At 61.0% G+C, this 19,082-nt stretch carries 18 protein-coding genes; 6 read left to right on the top strand and 12 right to left on the bottom strand.

The features are described from left to right. Nucleotides 1-127: 127 nt before the first annotated feature. The 3 genes from I6L41_RS13230 to I6L41_RS13240 all read right to left on the bottom strand — a co-directional run bounded on the left by I6L41_RS13230 (nt 128) and on the right by I6L41_RS13240 (nt 5,279). Nucleotides 128-1,975 carry a diguanylate cyclase gene (locus I6L41_RS13230; RefSeq protein WP_216959390.1) on the bottom strand — a complete coding sequence of 616 codons (1,848 nt, stop codon included), beginning with the start codon at nt 1,973-1,975 and terminating at the stop codon, nt 128-130. 226 nt (nt 1,976-2,201) lie between these two features. Beyond that, nucleotides 2,202-3,656 (bottom strand): ATPase RavA stimulator ViaA, encoded by a 1,455-nt coding sequence (gene viaA / locus I6L41_RS13235; protein ID WP_216959394.1) that lies wholly within the window; start codon nt 3,654-3,656, stop codon nt 2,202-2,204. A 9-nt stretch (nt 3,657-3,665) separates the two neighbouring features. Then, nucleotides 3,666-5,279 carry an ATPase RavA domain-containing protein gene (locus I6L41_RS13240; RefSeq protein ID WP_216959398.1) on the bottom strand — a complete coding sequence of 538 codons (1,614 nt, stop codon included), beginning with the start codon at nt 5,277-5,279 and terminating at the stop codon, nt 3,666-3,668. A 314-nt stretch (nt 5,280-5,593) separates the two neighbouring features. Here I6L41_RS13240 and I6L41_RS13245 point away from each other — a divergent pair, with 314 nt between their 5' ends. After that, nucleotides 5,594-6,028, top strand: a complete 435-nt coding sequence (locus I6L41_RS13245; protein ID WP_216959401.1) for a DNA polymerase III subunit psi — start codon at nt 5,594-5,596, stop codon at nt 6,026-6,028. Nucleotides 6,029-6,137: 109 nt separating this feature from the next. Then, nucleotides 6,138-6,587 (top strand): ribosomal protein S18-alanine N-acetyltransferase, encoded by a 450-nt coding sequence (rimI, locus tag I6L41_RS13250; protein ID WP_216959404.1) that lies wholly within the window; start codon nt 6,138-6,140, stop codon nt 6,585-6,587. 38 nt (nt 6,588-6,625) lie between these two features. Here rimI and I6L41_RS13255 read toward each other — a convergent pair whose 3' ends face one another. Next, nucleotides 6,626-7,171: a hypothetical protein gene (locus I6L41_RS13255; RefSeq protein WP_005340504.1), complete on the bottom strand. Its 546-nt coding sequence runs from the start codon at nt 7,169-7,171 to the stop codon at nt 6,626-6,628. A gap of 185 nt (nt 7,172-7,356) precedes the next feature. Between I6L41_RS13255 and I6L41_RS13260 the strand changes: the two genes are divergently transcribed. Next, the gene (locus tag I6L41_RS13260) at nt 7,357-9,147 is read left to right on the top strand and encodes a long-chain fatty acid--CoA ligase (RefSeq protein WP_216959407.1); all 1,791 of its coding nucleotides are present in this window, start codon (nt 7,357-7,359) and stop codon (nt 9,145-9,147) included. A gap of 80 nt (nt 9,148-9,227) precedes the next feature. Here I6L41_RS13260 and gshA read toward each other — a convergent pair whose 3' ends face one another. From gshA to I6L41_RS13280, 4 genes are all read right to left on the bottom strand, one after another. Further along, the gene (gene gshA / locus I6L41_RS13265) at nt 9,228-10,826 is read right to left on the bottom strand and encodes a glutamate--cysteine ligase (protein WP_216959410.1); all 1,599 of its coding nucleotides are present in this window, start codon (nt 10,824-10,826) and stop codon (nt 9,228-9,230) included. 61 nt (nt 10,827-10,887) lie between these two features. Next, a complete protein-coding gene (locus I6L41_RS13270) occupies nt 10,888-13,701 on the bottom strand; it encodes a pitrilysin family protein (RefSeq protein WP_216959413.1) in 2,814 nt (937 codons plus the stop codon). Between the two features lie 27 nt (nt 13,702-13,728). Beyond that, nucleotides 13,729-14,166 carry a YqaA family protein gene (locus tag I6L41_RS13275; protein ID WP_216959418.1) on the bottom strand — a complete coding sequence of 146 codons (438 nt, stop codon included), beginning with the start codon at nt 14,164-14,166 and terminating at the stop codon, nt 13,729-13,731. 79 nt (nt 14,167-14,245) lie between these two features. Further along, entirely contained in the window at nt 14,246-15,223 is a 978-nt protein-coding gene (locus I6L41_RS13280) for an NADP-dependent oxidoreductase (protein ID WP_254203313.1), read from the bottom strand. Nucleotides 15,224-15,279: 56 nt separating this feature from the next. Here I6L41_RS13280 and I6L41_RS13285 point away from each other — a divergent pair, with 56 nt between their 5' ends. After that, nucleotides 15,280-15,447, top strand: coding sequence for a hypothetical protein (locus I6L41_RS13285; protein ID WP_005308905.1), 168 nt, complete (start codon nt 15,280-15,282; stop codon nt 15,445-15,447). A gap of 54 nt (nt 15,448-15,501) precedes the next feature. Here I6L41_RS13285 and I6L41_RS13290 read toward each other — a convergent pair whose 3' ends face one another. Continuing rightward, nucleotides 15,502-16,512, bottom strand: coding sequence for a Preprotein translocase subunit SecY (locus I6L41_RS13290; RefSeq protein WP_216959423.1), 1,011 nt, complete (start codon nt 16,510-16,512; stop codon nt 15,502-15,504). A 255-nt stretch (nt 16,513-16,767) separates the two neighbouring features. Here I6L41_RS13290 and I6L41_RS13295 point away from each other — a divergent pair, with 255 nt between their 5' ends. Together I6L41_RS13295 and I6L41_RS13300 are read left to right on the top strand one after the other, a co-directional pair. Then, nucleotides 16,768-17,064 (top strand): hypothetical protein, encoded by a 297-nt coding sequence (locus I6L41_RS13295; protein WP_005348982.1) that lies wholly within the window; start codon nt 16,768-16,770, stop codon nt 17,062-17,064. 19 nt (nt 17,065-17,083) lie between these two features. Then, the gene (locus I6L41_RS13300; protein WP_160880914.1) at nt 17,084-17,434 is read left to right on the top strand and encodes a hypothetical protein; all 351 of its coding nucleotides are present in this window, start codon (nt 17,084-17,086) and stop codon (nt 17,432-17,434) included. A gap of 50 nt (nt 17,435-17,484) precedes the next feature. On the opposite strand, the gene I6L41_RS13305 is transcribed toward I6L41_RS13300, so the two are convergent. From I6L41_RS13305 to rpsR, 3 genes are all read right to left on the bottom strand, one after another. Further along, a complete protein-coding gene (locus tag I6L41_RS13305) occupies nt 17,485-18,225 on the bottom strand; it encodes a ferredoxin--NADP reductase (protein WP_160880913.1) in 741 nt (246 codons plus the stop codon). Nucleotides 18,226-18,326: 101 nt separating this feature from the next. After that, entirely contained in the window at nt 18,327-18,773 is a 447-nt protein-coding gene (gene rplI / locus I6L41_RS13310) for a 50S ribosomal protein L9 (protein ID WP_005340490.1), read from the bottom strand. A gap of 52 nt (nt 18,774-18,825) precedes the next feature. Further along, a complete protein-coding gene (gene rpsR, locus I6L41_RS13315) occupies nt 18,826-19,056 on the bottom strand; it encodes a 30S ribosomal protein S18 (RefSeq protein WP_005308890.1) in 231 nt (76 codons plus the stop codon). Nucleotides 19,057-19,082 lie beyond the last annotated feature (26 nt).

The following is a 19,082-nucleotide window of genomic DNA, read 5'->3' on the forward strand; positions in this document are numbered from 1 at the left end:
TCTTCTGCGCTCGCGCTCGCCAATCTGTCATCGCAGGCAAGAACGAGCGCAGGGGACGAGCATCATCGCCGTATCAGTGTGCTCCCCAATATCGATGACCCCCTGGTGAGTGACAATACCCAGCCCGTCACTCGTCTGTCTCCACCCGGTTGCGCCCCGCCTCTTTCGCACGATACAGCGCATTGTCAGCACGCTGGATCAAGGCCGCCAGATCCTGATCATCGTCTCGCAGAGAGGCACATCCGATACTGATGGTTACCGGGTACGACATACCGGGCAGCGCCCGATTGGCGACCGTGTGGCGGATCCGCTCAGCCACCCGGTACGCCTCTTCAAGGCTGGTATCCGGCAGCAGGATCAAGAACTCCTCTCCGCCGGTACGCCCCAACTGATCCTGGTGCCGCAGCTGACGATCTGCCGCCCGAGAGACCCATTGCAGCACCCTGTCTCCTTGATGATGTCCCAGGGTATCGTTGATCCGCTTGAAGTGATCGATATCGAACACCAGCAGACAAAATGGCGTGCCCTGCCTGCGAGCCTGCGCCAACATATCGCTGCCCTGCCGCAGCACCCGACGGCGGTTGTTGATGCCGGTCAGCTCATCGGTAAAGGCCAGACGACGCATCCGACGGTTGCGATCAAGCAGCCACCCCATCGTCAGCAGTGCCAGTACCCCGCAGAGCACCATCACCACCAGCAGCCAGAAGCGACGCTCCTTGACCTGCTCCAGCTCCTGCTGCTGCAGTCGCTGCTCGACTCGCAGTCGCTCGTTCTCCCCCTCCTGACGGGCCAATTCAAACTCGCCGCGAACCCAGGCCGTGCTCTGTTCCCGTAACAGCTGATCGAGCCGCTGCTCCTGCACCAGATGCTCCCGCAATGCAGCCAGCGCCGCCGGATAATCGCCTTGCAACTCGAGCGCCCGACTGCGTACCCAGTAGAGCTCGAGCAAAAAGCGCACGTGCCCTTCCACCTTCAAAATCGGCTCAATCTTCTCAAGCGCACGCAAGGCTGGCGCCGGTTCCTGCTCTTCGACTCTCAACCTCGCCCGCATCAGCTCGAGATGCGCGTGGAGGATGGGGTCAACGTCGGGAGAGAGCACCTCCGCCGCTTGTGCCAGCAAGCGTCCGGCATCAGCGGGGCGATCCAGCCCGAGCAGAGCCTCGGCCTGCATCACCATGCGTTCGGCATGCTCAATCAGATATTGAGGCTGATTATAAAAGGCCGCACTGCGTTCAAGCTCGCCCAGCGCATCTTGATAACGCCCGGTCTGCAGATAGACCATCGCCAGTTGATCACTTAGCCTTGCCGAGCCAAACCCGTCGTGACTTCTGGCAAAATGCTCGCTCAACCGGTTGAGGGTGGCGAGCGCTTCGGCGTAGAGGCCCATACGACGAAATGTGGCTGCAATCTCGAGCTGCGCCTGGTGATACCAGGTGGGCAACCCCAGCTGCTCATAGATATTGTGCGCCTTGGTGAGATCCATCAGCCCCTGGCCTGAGACCCCCTGAAAAGACAGCATGGCCCCCCGGCGGGCCAGCGCCAGCGCCTCCAGCTTCGGCAAGGCGGCCTCTCTTGCCAGCCGCAGCCCCTCATCGTAATCGTGACGAGCCTTCGCTACCTCGCCGAGCAGCTGATTGAACCAGCCGCGGCAAATCGTCAGCTCCGCCACGGCGGCGTCATCACCCTGCTCGCGCGCAATGGCCAGCATCCGCTCCGCATTGGCGATGGCGGTTCGGGACTCCTGCATGTCATCGGCCGATTGAGCCCAGCAAGCCAGACGACTGATCCGCATCTGCTGCGACGGCGGATAGGCGTTGCCGTCCCGCTGCAAACGGGCAACGCGCTCCCGCAGCAACTCGATCGGCTGGTAGACCCGCTCCATCCCTCCCAGTTCATTTTCCAACTGCTCGGGGGACAAGGGTTTGGCTGCCAGCCCGAACGCCGCCAGCAACAGCAGCAAGGCAAGTCGGCTCATACACACTCCGGATCAATGGGAAAGATCATCGGGCAAGCCGATGCCGGAAAATCACCATCTTTCCCCTGTAACAATGGTTGTAAAGGCTATCACCCGGACAGAGAGCCCGAATGGCAGGCTAGTCACATTTTACTGCGATATCATCGCGTTGGAATAAAAGCGGGGACGCACAGCGAAAAAGAGGGGGCGGGATAACAACCCAAGAGGGGTTGCCCCCTCCCGGTCACTAGTGATGCTGCCAGCGCCGCAGCAGCCGGCCGCGCAGGCCGCAATCGAGCAGCCAGCTGTTGTCAAATACCCGCAGCAGCGCCTGCTTGGCGTGGCGGGACATGGCGACGGCGTGAAAACGGGTCTGACGCTGGCGATAGCGGTTCATCTGATCGAGCAGGGGATGGGGCAGGCTCTGGGCTATAAAGTCGGAGATGACCAGCACATCCGCCTTGGCAAAGGCGGGATCATCGAGCTTGGCCAGCGCTTTTTCCAGGCAGGGCACCAGATCGGTACCGCCGTGAAAACTCATGGAGAGGAAGCGCTCCGCCTTGTCCAGACCTGTCTCAGCGGTGATCTCGAGGGTCGCCACCTCGGTGGAGAAGAGCATCAGGTAGCAGCCGCGCTTCTCATCCATCGCCACCTTGAGCAACGCCAGAAACAGCGCCTTGGCACACTCCTCGGGATAGCCGCCCATGGAGCCCGAAGTATCGACGCAGACGATAAAGGGGCCTCGCTGCTGCAACTGCTGCCCCCCCTGCTCCGGAGTGCGCAGCATGATGCGCTGGCGCGGCAAGGTGCCACGTGACTGGTAGCTGAGCAGACGCCGCTCCAGATAGCGGCGGTAGAACTCCAGCTCCAGCTCCGGCAGCCCCAGCATCACCGCCTCGCTTGGCAGCAGCCGCATCAGATCGCTGGCCTGATGGATCCCCACCAGATCGTCCGGCACATCGTCGCTGGGGGCGGATTCCAGCTCCAGCACCTGAACCGGCGGCACCGGTTGCTCCTGCGCCCGGCGATCCCGCTCGCTGCGCCCGAGCAGGCCGGCAATCTCCGCCAGCAAGGGCTCGCGCTGCAACATGCGGGCATATTGTTTGATCAGCACCAGACTGCGCTTGTGCCAGTGCCCCTGAGCCAGATCCCAAAGACCACCAGCGGAGATCTGGTTGGGATCGAGGGCATCGGCCAGGGTGCGGCTCGCCAGCAGCTGATCTTCAATCTCCTGACGCTGCTTCTCCCGCTCCGCTTCGGCGATCTGCTGCTGCAGTTGCAGCAGGCTTCCCACCAAACTGGCGCGCCACTTGTCGATAAAGAGCTGGCGCAGCCCCTCGGTGGGGTGGGCCATCAGCTGACGCACCAAGGATCTGGCCTCACCGGCGAAGGGGCTGTACTGCTCCAGCGACTCCAGCAAGCCGGGCAGGCGACCAATCAGCTCGGTCATCGGCAGTTGCCGATGCGCCTGATAGAGCAGGTACTCCTGCTCCAGCGCCACCGGCACCGGCTTGTGGCGGATCTCCTCACCAAGCTGCTCACCCCAGCTATGCAGGCGCTTTTTCAACAGCTTGCCCTGTAGCGGAGAACGTTTGATAAATTCGGAAATCTTGGGCGAGGCCGCCAGCAGGAGCGCCACCTCACCCGCCAGCTCCCCTTCGCCAATCAGGAGCCCCAGATCCAGCATGCCAATCTCAAGCATGAGCGCTCCTTACTCGTCCAGCCTTGGCAACCGCTCGCGCCACTGGGTCAGCTCGCTGCGCAGCAGTTCGAGATCCCGGTTCAACACGAAGAAGCTGTCTTCCACCTGCTGCAACCAGCGCGGGGCGATAAAGAGGTGTTGCTGGTGACGCTCGAACAGGCTGCGCTGCTGTTTGAGCTCCTGCATCACCTTGCCGACCTGAACCAGTTGCTCGTCGAGCGACTGCAACCAGGGCGCCAGCACCACCTCGGGGATGGCGTTGCGCTCCATCAGCACCAACGGGATCTGCTGGCGCTGGATATCGAGCACCTGCAGCCGTAGCTCATCGTCCAGCACCAGCTCGTAATGCCCCTCTTTCGGGTTGCCGAACTCATAACCCACCAGCGCCTCACCGGTAGGATGCCAATGGGAGAGCAAGGTGCGATCGAACACCAGGGTGCGGGTGAGACGCTCGGGATCGCTGCCATCCAGCGGCGCAGGGGTGAGCAGATGGAAGTGCACCTGCTTGCCAAAGGGTCTGGCATTGGCAAGCGGGATCTCGATGCCCCGGGCCCGCCGGCCAAACCACTGCTTGCGTTGCCGGGCCTTTGTGCAAAGGCGTTGGGCCACGCTCTGTTTGAGCTGTTTGAACTGATCCCGCAACGCCAGCAGCTGACGGGTCATCGCCAGTTGCTGATAGCCGTAAAGGCGGGAGAATTCGGTCATCATCTCCAGCAGGGCGGTGCGGGACTCCTCGTCATGCCAGAGACAATCCTTGAACAGCAGCAGATCTACCGGTGCGACCTCATCGCGGCCATTGAAGAAGGCACTCGCCTTGATGAGCCGTACCGCCTTCTTCCAGCGGCGATCCGACACATAGCAGCGATGGGCCAGCTGACTGTCGAGCTGCTGGCGCAGCTGATAGATAAGCTCGAAACAGGCATCCGGCAAACGCACCTGTTCAATCTGGCTCTGCCACTGCTCGTACTCATCCCCTCGGATCTGCAGGGATTCCGGCAGGTTCTGGTGGGCGTGGCCATCGCTGGCCAGCATGGATTGAAAGTTGGCTTTCTCCTGCACCCGGTCCATCCAGATCCGCACCAGCATCCGGTCGTAGAGCGCTTCCAGCCCGCTGTCTGGCGCCGGCAGCTCGTTGGAGGCGGTCACCAGCAAGCGCATCGGGATAGGGTGCTGGCTGTCACCGTTGCGAAACTGCCGCTCGTTGATGGCGGTGAGCAGGGTGTTGAGGATGGCAGGGCCCGCCTTCCAGATCTCGTCGAGAAACACCACCTCAGCCTCCGGCAGATAGCCTGTGGTGAGGCGCAGGTATTTGCCATCCTCTTTCAGCGCCTGAATAGAGAGGGGGCCGAACACCTCCTCCGGCGTACTGAAACGGGTCATCAGGTATTCAAAGTGGCGGGCGTCGTGAAAGGCCAGCTTGAGGCGGCGGGCAATCAGGCTCTTGGCGATACCGGGTGGCCCCAGCAAGAAGACACTCTCGCCGCTGAGGGCAGCCAGCAGACCGAGGCGCAAGGCATCCTGCCGTTCGTAGAGTCCCTCACCAAGGGCGGCCAGCAGCCGGGGCAAGCGCTCCTGGATGGGAATAAGACGCGCAGGGTTCTGGGCTTGAGCTAAAGACGACATAGAGAGTGTTCCGAAGCTGGGATGATGTTAGCCCCAAGGCGCGATATCCATTTGCTCGACCTTGGGTTTTGTCTTGTTATGATGTTTATTCTGGTATCTGTTGCCGCACAATACCCGCCTCTGGCAGGAAAAAACGCAAGGGCAGTGCGATACCATATCGGCAGCGTGCTGCGCCCATGCATAGCCAGTGTCGTGATGAGCACCATGCCCGCATGCGCCAGATGATGCGTTGCAAAGGGTGCAGCAAAAGCGGTTCGAGTGTACCCTGCGCAACACAATTTTCCCCAATGCAGATCAAGAGTGAGTCGCCCCAGATGCAAGATCCCGTTCGTCAGAGCATGTTGGCCCGCATGGGCATTCAAAGCTGGCAACTGCGTCGTCCGGCATTGCTGGGCGCAGCTCCCGCTCCCGAGCTTGCGCAAGATGCCGTGCAGCCCGACCACACAGCACCGGCCACCCGCGCTCCGCTGCCCAGCGGCAAACTCTGGCTGCTGGCGCCTCAGCTGCCTGCCACCACGCTGCTGGCGGATATCTGCCAGTTGCTCGGCATGACCCCCGACGAGGTCTCACTGCTCAGCGAGCTGCCGCCTGCCGATCTGCAAACGGCGGGCGCCTCCCCCCTGCTCTGGCTGACAGAGGCCAACCCCGCGAGGCCTGATGCGCTGATCTGCCCGCTCGCCCCCAGCGCCGCGCAAAAGCGCGCCCTGTGGCAACAGCTGCGCCAGCACCTTGCGGCCAGCGCGGCGTGATCCTGCATCATGCCGCCAAGACCCACAGTGATGCCGCTCTTTTTACCTGATTTTACAAATGCCGCCTCTGCCAACCCCTGTGCCCAACATCTTGCCATCCGGAGCCCCCATGCCTGAGTTTCGTCCCCTGCTCGAGAGCGATTTCGACCTTGTCTACCCCATCGAGCAAGCCGCTCACAAGGAGCCGTGGAGTGAGGCCAACCTGCTCTCCTGCTTCGGTCCTCGCTATCTCAACGGTTTGATGCTGGTCGATGGTCGCCCGGCGGGCTTCTATATCTCGGATCTGGTGGCCGGTGACAGCTCGCTGATGAACATCTGCGTGCATCCGGCGTTTCAGGGCAAGGGGTTGGGACGGGCGCTGTTGCAGGCCTATCTGGCGCGCAGCAAACAAGCCGGGGCAGAGGCCTGGTTTCTCGAGGTGCGGGCCGGTAACCAGGCCGCCATCAACCTCTACGAGAGCGCCGGTTTTGCCGAATATTGCCGCCGAGCCGACTACTACGGCACCGGCAACGACAGGGAAGATGCGGTGCTGATGTCGCGACTGTTCGATTTCGGCTGATCCAGCCTGTTCGTCGCGCCCAAGCCTTTTGTCCCCCCTCAATCGAGGGGGGCATTGTCCAGCGCGGGATCCTGCAAGGCCAGGGTGGTATGCACCACCGCCTCGAATCCTGCCCCGGAGAGCGGCATATAGAAGCCACGCTGCCAGGTTTTCCCCGGCATCCAGATCTGGTCGATATCCACCACTATCTTGATGGGTCTGAGGGGCTGGCCCGGCTGCTGGATATAGATGCCGGGCGGCGTGGCGACTTTGGGAAAGCGGCGCAGGATCTGCTCGCTGCCATCCCCCTTGCCCGGGTTGAGCCGCACTTTCACCAGCCGGGCAAGCGGGCCAGCCATCTCCTTGCTCTGCCAGAATTTCTTCTCCAGATCGCCGCAGCGGCGGCACTTGGGGGTCTCCAGCACATAGAGCAGCGGATAGCCCAACGCCAGCGCCTGTTGCTGCGCCTGCTGATACCCCTCGGCCCCCTGATACCAGGGATTGGCGGGCCCCTGTGATGACGTTCCGGCAAAGAACCAAAACGCAGCCCCCCCCACCACCATCAGCCCGACCGCGGCCAACGCCCCTTTCACCCACAGATTCATATCGTTAACCCTCTCTCTGCCTCCTAGCAGTATCGGCCAGTCTGCGCAAAGGGAGAGCTATTTGCGCTCTTTGTGATCCAAGACAAACGGCGAACACTTGTAAGCTGTAATGTTGGAGTTTAAACTCTAGCCCGATTTTTAGTGCCCTCGCGGGCGTACAACTGTAATTAAAGGATGTTTAACTGATGCCGAAGCTTCATCTGGTTCGACTGATGCGTGAACGTATTGCCCAGCTTGGCAACAAGGCTGCCCTGCGGGTTCAGCAAGATGGCCAGTGGCGCGCCATCGGCTGGCGTACTCTGGGCCAGGCCATGGACTACTGCGCACAGGCGCTGATCCGCGCCGGCCACCAGCCAACCGAAATGGTCGGCATCTATGCCCGCAACATGCCGGAGTGGACCCAGGCCGATCTCGGCATCCTTGCCGCCCGCGGCGTCAGCGTCCCTATCTACCCCACCAGCACGCTCGATCAGCTGCGCTACATCGTCAAAGATGCCGGCATCAAGGTGCTGTTCGTTGGCGAACAACCTCAGTTCGATCAGGCGCTGCAACTGATTGAAAGCGGCGAGATCCGCCAGCTCATCGCCCTCGACGGCAACGTCAACCTGCGCGGCTGCGAGCAGGCGAGTCACTTCCAGACATTTCTGGTCTCCGGCAACCATCAGCCCAGCGAGCAGGAACTGCGAGTACGGGAAACCCAGTACCGGATGGATGATCTGCTGACCCTGATCTACACCTCCGGCACCACAGGCGAGCCCAAGGGGGTGATGCTCGACTTCAGCAACATCGCCGCCTGTTTCGAGATGCACAACAGCCGCCTCGACCTCAATCAGCAGGATGTGTCGCTCTGCATGTTGCCGCTCAGCCACGTGTTCGAGCGGGCATGGAGCTATTACGTGCTCTATTGCGGCGCCGAGAACGTCTATATCCGCGATCCGCAGAAGGTGATGGATGTGATTGGCGAGGTGCAGCCGACCGTAATGTGCGCCGTGCCGCGCCTCTACGAGAAGGCCTACGCCATGATCCAGGCCAAAGTCGCTCAGGCTCCGGCTCTGCGCCGCGCCCTGTTTGGCTGGGCGACCAAGGTCGGCAAGCAGATGGTTGCCACCCGTCAGGCGGGCAAGTCCGCTTCCCCGCTGCTCTACGGCCAGCTCTGGCTCGCCGAGCGACTGGTGTTTCGCAAGCTGCGCGCCCGCTTTGGCGGCCGCACCCGCTTCCTGCCGGTGGCGGGCGCCCGTCTGGCCGACGATGTGAACCTCTTCTTCCAGGCGATGGGACTCAACCTCAAGTATGGCTACGGCATGACCGAGACCACCGCCACCGTCTGCTGCTACGAAGACTGCCAGTTCAAGCTCGGCTCCATTGGCACGGCACTGAACGGCATCGAGGTGAAGCTGGGTGAGAACAACGAACTGCTGGTGCGCTCCCCCACAGTAATGCGCGGCTACTACAACAAGCCGGACGCGACCGCCGAGGTGATGACCGAGGATGGCTTCCTGCGTACCGGCGATGCCGGTGAGCTCGACAGCCAGGGCAATATCTACTTCACCGAGCGCCTCAAGGAGCTGATGAAGACCTCCAACGGCAAGTACGTGGCCCCGCAACTGGTGGAAGGGACCATCGGCAAGGATCGCTTTATCGAGCAGATCGCCATCGTCGCCGATGCCCGTCACTTCGTCTCGGCGCTGATCGTCCCCTGCTTCGAGTCGCTGGAGGAGTACGCCCGCTCCATCAACCTGCAGTACCAGTGCAAGACCGAGCTGTTGCGCCACTCCCGGGTGATGGAGTTCTTCGAAGCCCGCATCGCCGACTTGCAAAAAGAGCTGGCCAAGTTCGAGCAGGTGAAGAAGTTCACCCTGCTGCCGAGCGCCTTCTCCATGGAGCTGGGTGAGCTGACCCCCACTATGAAGCTGCGCCGCAAGATCATCGAGGCAAAATACCAGAGCGAAATCGAGGCCATGTATAACCACGTCTGATATCGCTCAGGTTCAGAGAAATAAAAAAGCCGCTCACTCGAGCGGCTTTTTGTTGGCACTTTGGTTGGTCGAACCCGCCTTCAGGCTGAAGTGGTACTGGTCCCGAAGTAGTCGGCCAGAAAGTCATCGAACGACAGGCTGTCGCTGCGCTCGCGCTCCCGCTGCTTGGCCAAGGAATCCTTCGCCTCACCGGCAAAGTAGGCCTCATCCCAGTATTGCAGCTCCCCTGCCAGCAGCTCCTCGCGATAGCGGGTCGCCAGCTTGTCGCCATAGCAGCCGTTGTCCTTGCCGCTCTCCAGCAGCTCCCTGAGCATGCGAGCGGAGTAGGTGAGCTCGGGGTTGAGCAGCTTCTCGCGGTGCATCGCCAGCGTCTCGCGATAGCGGTTGCGGCCGCAGCAGCGATCCAGCAGATCGGCCACCTGAGCCAGCTCGTCGAACAGTTTGAGTCCGTACTCTTTGAGGCCAATGGCATTGCCCTGCTCATCTTCAAGCGTCAGGCCGGGACGACGCCCTTCCAGCACCACCTTGTTCTGGTTGCGGCGGTTGCGGGCAATCTCCTCGTCACTCAGCACCGGAGAGGGGCGCAGCAGGCACCAGACCAGGAACAGATCGAAGAAGCGGATCTGGTCTGCGTCGATGCCGAGCGGGGTGAAGGGATTGACGTCCACGGTGCGCAGCTCGATGTATTCGATGCCGCGCTGATCCAGCGCATCCGAGGGCTTCTCGCCGCTGCGCGGGGTGCGCTTGGGGCGGATCGGGGCGTAGAGCTCGTTCTCCAGCTGCAACACGTTGTCGTTGAGCTGACGATACTCCCCATCCACCTTGACCCCAATCTTGGCAAAGTCGGGATTGTGGGTGTTGATGGCACGGCGCAGGCTGCTGACATAGGCCGGCAGATTGTCGTGGCTGATCTTGAGCCCAGCCTGGGCGCTGTTGGTATAGCCGAGATCGGAGAGACGCAGCGCGGTGGCGTAAGGCAGATAGAGGGTACCCTTGCCGGTCTTCTCGAACGGCAGGTTGCTCTTGCGCCCTTTGAGGAAGGATTCGCAGATGGCCGGGGAGGCACCAAACAGATAGGGTACCAGCCAGCCGAAGCGGTAGACGTTGCGAATAAGCCCCATGTACTTGTCGGAGATAAAGCGCTGGCTGCAGCACCCTTCGCACACCAGATCCTGCCACTCGCTCCAGAAGCTGTCTGGCATGGAGAAATTGAAGTGCACCCCGGCGATCACCTGCATCAGGCTGCCGTAGCGGTTCTTCAAACCCTGACGGTAGAGGGTCTTCATTTTGCCGATGTTGGAGCTGCCGTACTGGGCCAGCCGGATACTCTCTTCCCCGCCGACGAAGCAGGGCATGGAGAGCGGCCAAATCCGCTCGTCACCCAGATGTTGAATCACATGGTGATGGATGTCGCCGAGCTGCTCCATCAGGCTGTCGATGGAGTCAGTGGCCGGGGTGATGAACTCCAGCAGGCTCTCTGAGTAGTCGGTGGTGATATTGGGATGGGTCAGGGCCGAGCCCAGCGCCCGGGGATGGTCACTCTGGGCGAGTCGGCCATCCGGCGTGATGCGCAGGCATTCACGTTCGATCCCGCGCCGGATCCCCTTGAGCGCGGTGAGGCGCTCCGGTGATCCCAACGCATTCAGCAACTCGGTGAGCGACAAGCTTGTTGTAGTCATATTCACGGCTCATGTGAGGCCGCCCCATCCGGGGCGGCTCTTGATTTTTATAAAGCGTCAGTTACGGCAACTGCAGCGGATAGATGGGAAGATGAAGCTCCTTCAGGGGTTTTTCAAGCTTTTGCTTGTCTCCCACCACCACGATCACCATGTCGGCCGGATTGAGCCAACGGGCGGCACTGGCCTTCAGCGCCTCGGGCGACACCGTTTTGATCAGGTTGTTCTGGGCCTGCACATAGTCCGGTTTCAGGTCATACATCACCATCTGCAGCAGGAAGCCCGCCTTCTGGCCCAAGGTCTCGTAAGAGAGGGCATCCTGCTGGGAGACCGCGCTGCGCATATAGGCCAGCTCGACCGGGGTCGGGCCGCTCTTGCGGTAGTTGTCCATCTCCTTGAGGAACTGGCGGATGGCATCCACAGTCGCATCGGCCCGCACATTGGCGCCGGTGGCGAAGGTGCCCACCTCGCGGTTGGCGGAGAAACCCGAGCTGGCGCCGTAGGTGTAGCCCTTGTCTTCCCGCAGGTTGAGGTTGATGCGGCTGTTGAAGTTGCCACCCAGGTTGAAGTTCATCAACCCGGCGGTGAAGTAATCCCCCGTGGTATCGAACGGCATGGCGCGACGACCGATGCGGATCACCGACTGGGGCGCCCCCGGCTTGTCGACCAGATAGATGCCAGGCTTGGCCTGCTCACCCTTGAGCTTGAGATCCCCCAGAGTCGGCGTGGCCCCCTTCCACTCGGTCAGGAAGCCAAGTTGCTCCTCGATCTGCTTCTGATCCACATCACCGACCACCACCACTTTGGCGTTGGTGGGGTTGTAGTAGGCCTGATAGAAGTGCTTCACGTCCGCCAGGGTCAGCTTGGCCACATCGGCCGCTACCCCGTCGGTAGGTTGACCGAGGCGGTTCTGCTTGCCGTAGACCAGCTCGCGGAACGCCTGCCCGGCCAGCCACTCGGGCTGCTGCTGGGCCTGTTGCATCCCTTGCAGCAGCTGCGCCTTGACCCGCTCGAAGTCAGCCTCCCGCATGCCCGGGCGCTCCAGCACCTCGCGCACCAGCGCCAGGGTCTGGGGCAACTTGTCCGCCAGCGAGCTGACGGTGATGAGGTTGTTGTACTGGGCGCTGGAGACATCGATGCTTGAACCCAGCTTTTGCAGCTCGTCGCTAAGCTGAGCCTCGGTCAGGCGCACCGTGCCCTGCCCCATCATGGCGGCGGTCAGATTGGCCAGCCCCAGTTGCCCCTTATCTTCGGCACGAATGCCGCCTGGCAGGGCGATCATAATGGAGACGGCGGGGATCTCGTCACTCTTGGTGCCAATAATCTCGATGTTCTTGTCGAGCTTGCCGTGCCAGATGGCGGGCACCTTGACGCTCACCGCCTCGCTCGCCTTGGGCTGCACGCTGCGATCGAAATTGTCTTTTACCGGTCGTTCGGCCAGCGCCTCGTCATGCTTGCTGTAATCCGGCAACTCGCGCTTGGCGGGGGTAAAGTTCGGGGTGGCAACCTGCCACTCTGTCTTGCCCTTGGGCACCACGCTCAGCACCACCGCAGGCTTGTCGGCGATGAACTTGTCGTAGGCGGCCTTCACCTGCTCCGGTGTCACCTTGCCGATGGCATCCAGCGTCTTGAACACATAGTTGGGATCCTGGGCAAACACCTGACCCATGGCGAGCTGGCTCACCTTGCCGGAGACGCTGTCCAGACCCCAGATGGCGGAGGCACGGTACTTGGCGATCGCCTTCTCCAGATCTTCCGGCTTGAGGCCGCGCTGGGCGAATTCGCCGATCACCTTGTCCACCTCCCCCTTGAGGGTCTTGAGGCTGCCATCCTGCGACGGATTGGGGTAGGCGTAGACGGTCAGGGTACAGGCCAGCTCTTCGCAGTAGTGGGACGCCCCCACATCGATCGCCTTGCCGGTTTTCACCAGCGACTGGTAGAGCATGGAGCTGGCGGAACCGCCCAGCACGTCGGCAAACATGTCGAGTGCCGGCTCCTGCGGATCGCCAAGAGAGACGGTGGGGTAGCTGATATAGAGCAGCGGCAGGTGCACCTTGTCCTGCAGCGTCACGTAGCGGGTCTCGGGCAGGGTCACCGGCTTTGGCGTCGGCTCGGCCACGTCCGGGCCGCGCGGGATGGAGCCGAAGTACTTCTCGATCCACTCGAGGGCCTGCTTGCTGTCAAAGTCGCCGCCCAGAGTCAGGGTGGCGTTGTTGGGGCCATACCAGCGCAGGAAGAACTGCTTGAGGTCGTTCACATCGACCCGGTCGAGATCTTCCACGTAACCGATAGGCTGCCAGGAGTAGGGGTGAGTGCGCGGATAGAGCGCCTCCCCTACCTTCTCGCTCACCAGCCCGTATGGCTGGTTATCGACCCGCTGGGCCCGCTCGTTCTTGACGGTGGCGCGCTGGATCTCGAACTTCTTCTGGCTCACCGCATCGAGCAGGAAGCCCATCCGGTCCGCCTCCAGCCAGAGCACTTTTTCCAGCTGGTTGGCCGGCACAGTTTCGTAGTAGTTGGTGCGATCCTTGTTGGTGGTGCCGTTCATGTCACCACCGGCCTCGTTGATGATCCGCATGTGCTCCTGATCACCAACGTGCTTCGAACCCTGGAACATCATGTGCTCGAAGAAGTGGGCGAAACCGGACTTGCCGACCGTCTCGCGGGATGAACCGACGTGATAGGTCACATCGAGGTGCACCAGCGGATCGGAGCGGTCGGGGGCCAGGATCACGGTCAGGCCGTTGTCCAGCTTGTACATCTGGTAGGGGATGGCGAGCTTGCCCTCCTCCTTGCCCTGTTCGGCGATCAGGGTCGGTGCCGCCAGCACCGGCAGGGTGAAGCCCAGCAGAATCGTTAAAGGTATGACTTTGTTCACGGTAACCTCGTGAGTGACAAAAACAGGCTAGAAAATGTGACTGGCCAGTAGAAAAACCAGGGCATAACGGAACAATTTGCCGAGCCCGATCAGAATGAGAGAGCGCCAGAAGGAGAGGCGCAGCCAACCGGCCAACAGACAGAGACCATCACCGACCACCGGCGTCCAGGCAAGCAGCAGACACCAGTGACCATGTTGTTTGAGCCAGCCTAAGGCTTTTTGTTCCCCACGGCCTTGAAAATCTTCCGGTTTTTTCTTGAAGGTGGCGAGCCAGCCGAGCCACCAGGTGGTCATGGAGCCGAAGGTATTGCCCAGCGTCGCCCACAGCAGCAGGCTCGCCATGCTCCACTCCCCCTTGGCCGCCATGGCCCCCAGCAGCACTTCGGAGCTACCGGGTAGCAGGGTGGCGGAGGTGAATGCACTTAAAAAGAGCCACCCCAGCCCCATCTGCATCAACTCATTCATGCTGCGCGTCCCCACCACAGAGGCAAGGACGAGAGGCACTCAGCAACAACCACACCATGTGACATCGCCATCATCCCGCTCATGCAGGATAACCGTCGGCGGCGGGCATGCGCAGCAGCAGCTTGCCGCGCACATGGCCCCCTTCGATAGCCTGATGGGCCAGCGCCCCCTCGGCCAAGGGGAATTCACCGGCGAGGGTGACCTTCACCTCCCCCTGACGCAGCAGCATCAACATCTGACCCAGCTGTTTCTGGTCAGGGTGAACCAGCATGCCGACCACCTCGATACCCGCCGCAGCCCCAGCATCCTTGATCTGCTGGGCGGTGATGGTGGGAACCGTCACCAAGCGGCCACCCGGCTTGACACAGGCGAGCGCCGCCTTGCCGCTCTCGCCGCCTACCAGATCCAGCACCAGATCGACCTGGCCGACCTCTGCCACCACCCGTGCTGGCCAGTTCGCGTCGTGGTAATCCACCATCCAGCGCGCCCCCAGAGCATGCAGGAAGCCATGGTTGTCCGGGCTTGCGGTAGCCACCACCTCGGCGCCATAGGCGCTGGCAAACTGCACCGCCAGATGGCCGACACCACCGGCACCGGCGAGGATCAAGACCCGCTGACCGCTCTGGAGGCCGCCGTGCTCAAGCAGCCCCTGCCAGGCGGTGAGACCAGCCAGTGGCAGCGCCGCCCCCTGCTGCAGGCTCACCCCGTCGAGCTTGACCAGCTCGCTCTCGCTTGCCACCACAGACTCCCCGTAGCCACCGGCAGCGAGGGGAAAACCGACCATGCCGCACACCAAATCCCCCTCGACCAGCGAGGTCACGCCGGGGCCCAGCTTCTCCACCACGCCGGAGACGTCATAACCCGGTGTCCAGGGCAGCTTGTCCTTGTTCTGGGCAGCCGCCCAGCCAAGACCGGCGCGAGTTTTGGCATCGATGGGATTGACCCCCGCAAAGCAGATGCGCACCCGCACTTCGCCATCGGCTGGCACCTTATCGAGGGAAGGGTTGAGCTTGAGTACCGAGGGGTCACCGAATGCGGTAATCTGTAGTTGCGTCATTGCACAATCCATCCTGTTGATTGATCAAGGGTCAACAGAATAACAGCGAGGACACCATGGCTCGAATGTTTCTTATTCCTCTGTTGCTGGCACTGGGGTGGTGGGCGTTTCTGCTCTACTTCCGCATCCCGCTCAAACAGGGGGCCAAGGGGTTTTACTGGATCATCGGCATCGGTGGCGGACTGGCCGCCTTCCTCAGCCTGATGATGGTGCTGACTCACTGAGTGCCACAGCCACTCGATAATGAAAAAGGCCACCGCGTTCCGGTGGCCTTCTTATTATCCAGCTTGCTGCTCCAGCGCCGGATTGAGGTAGTAGTGGCGATTGCTCCCCTGCCCCAACACCCCTTGCGACAGCAGATGGTGGAACACCCGATCCACCTCCTCCAGCGAGAGTGACAGCGCCTGTGCCACCGAGCGCTTGCTGCACTTGAGCTCACCGCTCACCAGCGCACCGCGCACCTGCGCCAGCACTTCGGGGGCCGGCTCGGGGGGCATTGTGGGCTCGGGTTGTGTCGCCATCGCCAACGCTGCCTGCGCCTCTTTGCGAGCTTGCTCCTGCTGCCAGCGCCACATCCGGCGAAAGCGGTTCTCCTCGCCGATCAGACTGACGAAAAAGGCACCGAACACGTCGAGCAGCACCGAGAGGAAGCAGACCAGCAGGAACTGCACCTGACTGATGCTCATCCCCACCCCGTCCGCCAGACTGCTCATCAGCCCCAGCATGGAGGATTGTTCGTTGACCGGCTTGGCATCGCGCTGCTGACGCAGCTCATCCTGCTGCAAGCGCAGCTTGGTGTTGGCATGCTGCAACGAGGAGACGCCACTGGAGATGCGCTCCAGCTCGATATATTTGCGGGCCGCCTCCTCGTTGAGCTGGATCTGCCGCTCGATGCTGGCGATCTGCTCGTCGAAACGGGCCAGTTCCCGTTCGTGGCGCGCCTGCTGGCTCAGTACCGTGTTGGTGGCGCTGTTGATGCCACCAATACTGCCGCCGATGGAGATGGCCGCCAGCACGCTGTAAAACAGCAGCGACCAGAAAGCGCCACTCAGATCACGCCGCGCCTTGCGCTCGCCGTACTCGTACCAGACGTAAAACTTGCCCAGCTCAAAGATGATGGCCAAGCCGCCGAACAGCCACTTCATCAGCGGGTTGTCATCGATGGAGAGGAACAGCAGCAGGGAGAAGATAATGGAAGCCAGAATGGCCAACCCGGTGAAACTGTATACCGTCGTCAGAGCAAACCACCCCTTGGGGTAGCGCAATGTGGAGGAGTCCTGTGTGGTCATGATGAAGGGGTGTGCTGTGCAGGAAAAGTTGGCTGCCGATTATAGTCGCCAGACTCGCCCAGAGAAGGGCAAATGACTGAATTCCTTCAGATTGGCAACCAGCTGCCCAGAGTGCGACCAAAACGGACAAATCGGCAGCAGAAAAGCGATACAATCCCTCCCTGACTTGATCATGTAGTGAGATGGGGAACAGTTCCGCCCGGGTTCAGCTCCGGTCTGTACACTCATCCACCGTTGCAATTATCCGAGGCCATCATGAACAGTAAGACCACTTTGCTACTCTCCCTTCTCCTGGTTACCGGCAGCGCCGCAGCGACCCAGCAATATCAAGAGAGCAGTGGCTCCGAATTCTCCGTCGATGAGCTTAAATTCAATCTGGACTGGGATGACAAGCAGTTCGGCTGGACCCAGAACGACTGCCTCGACTTGGGGGTCGGCGAAACCGCCCCGGCCGACTGCAGGGCGGTCAAATTCAATCTGGAAGATGAAGAGAATCGCAACCAGCCACCGCAAACCAACCAGCTCCCAGCCAACTCGCAGAGTGGCCAATAACGACAGGAGTACCCTTGCAATGACCCAAGCCAAACACAACCCCGTTATCCAGCGCGGCGCCCTGCTGCTTTCCCTGCTGATGGCACATGGCATCGCGGTTGCGGCTCCGCCAGGCAAAAATAGCGATGGCATCAAGATCTCCGGTGATGACATCAAGATCAATCTCGACTGGGATGACAAAGAGTACGACTGGTGGCAGGACAACTGTCTGGATCTTGGCATTGGCGACAGCCGGATCAAACTCAACTGCGACAAGATGGATGGCAAGTATCGGGATCACTACAACCGCAGCATCCACAGTGGCAATAATCCCGGACAAGGTCACGACAAACAGAAAGATAAAAACAAGGGCAACGGCAAGAAGAACTGAATGCCCTCTCCTGATGCAACAGGGGCCTGGCGCCCCTGTGCTGATTTTTTTTACCAATAATTCTCCGCACTGATATTGCCCGGCGCCCGCCGCAGATTCTTGGCCAACCCGAGCGCCAGCAAGGTCTGCTGGGTCTCTTTCACCATCTCCGGATTGCCGCAAATCAGCACCTGACTCAGCTCGGGTGAAAACTCCAACCCCACTCTAGCCTGCAGCTGACCATTGGCAATCGCCGCCGGGATCCTGCCAGCCATTGCATCGGGCCAAGGCTCGCGGCTGACAAAGGGGACATAGCAAAAACGCTCGCCATATTGCTCGGCAAAGCTGGCTATCAAAGCCTGATAGCTCAGCTCTTCGCCTTTGCGCACCCCGTGTACCAGCACCAGATTCTCGAAACGGTTGAAGGCCTCGCCCTCGGCCAGCATGGAGAGGAAGGGGCCGATGGCGGTGCCGGTCGAGAGTAGCCAGAGATCGCGTCCGGCCGGAACCTCATCCAATGTCAGAAAGCCGGTGGCCAGAGACTGCACCAGCAGGGTATCGCCCGCTTGCAGCGAGCCGAGAGAAGGGGTCAGCTCACCGCTCGGGATCTCGACCAGATAGAACTCGTGGTATGGCGCAGAGGGAGGATTGACGAAAGAGTAGGCGCGCTGAATGCGCCGCTCGCCCTGCTCAAGGGCCAGCTTGGTGAATTGGCCTGCCTTGTAGGGGGCCAGCTCGGCCGCTACCCGCAAGGAGAACAGGGTGGGTGTCCATTCGATGCGTTCGATGACGCGACCTTCTACCCAAGCCATAGGGATCTCCTCCAGTGGAACAGACCTTCACTCTACCCCCGGGCCGGAAAATAAAAAACCCGCGCAAGAGCGCGGGTTTTCTCTGCAAAAGCGAATCGCTATTACAGGGCAACAACCTGGATCTGTACGGTTGCTTTAACGTCAGCGTGCAGCTGAACAGCAACTTCGTAGTCACCGGTGTTACGCAGAACGTTGCCCATGCGGACTTCGCTCTTGGCAACGGCTACGCCGGCAGCAGTGATGGCTTCAGCCACGTCACGGGTACCGATGGAACCGAACAGCTTGCCTTCGTCGCCAGACTTGGAAGCGATAACCACGGTAGCCAGTTCGGCCAGCTTGGCAGCACGCTCTTCAGCAGCAGCTTTGTTGGCAGCCAGTTTGGCTTCCAGCTCAGCGCGACGAGCACCGAAAGCTTCGATGTTGGCCTTGGTGGCCATAACAGCTTTGCCTTGCGGGATCAGGTAGTTACGGGCATAACCAGATTTCACGGAAACTTGGTCACCCAGACCGCCCAGTTTGGCGATTTTGTCGAGCAGGATAACTTGCATTACCTTTCCTCTATAAATTTCGTTGAGTTAGGCTTAAGTGCCGGGCCGATTCTTACTTGTTGTGCAGATCGGTGTACGGCAGCAGAGCCAGGTAACGAGCACGCTTGATGGCGCGTGCCAGCTGACGCTGATACTTGGCGCGGGTACCGGTGATACGGCTCGGTACGATCTTGCCAGATTCAGTGATGTAGTTTTTCAGAGTAACGATATCTTTGTAGTCGATCTCGGTAACGTTCTCGGCGGTGAAGCGGCAGAACTTACGACGACGGAAATAACGTGCCATGGCCTTTATCCTCTAGTCAGTGATCC

The organism is Aeromonas sp. FDAARGOS 1411 (assembly GCF_019047125.1).
GTDB classification, from domain to species: Bacteria; Pseudomonadota; Gammaproteobacteria; order Enterobacterales; family Aeromonadaceae; genus Aeromonas; species Aeromonas veronii.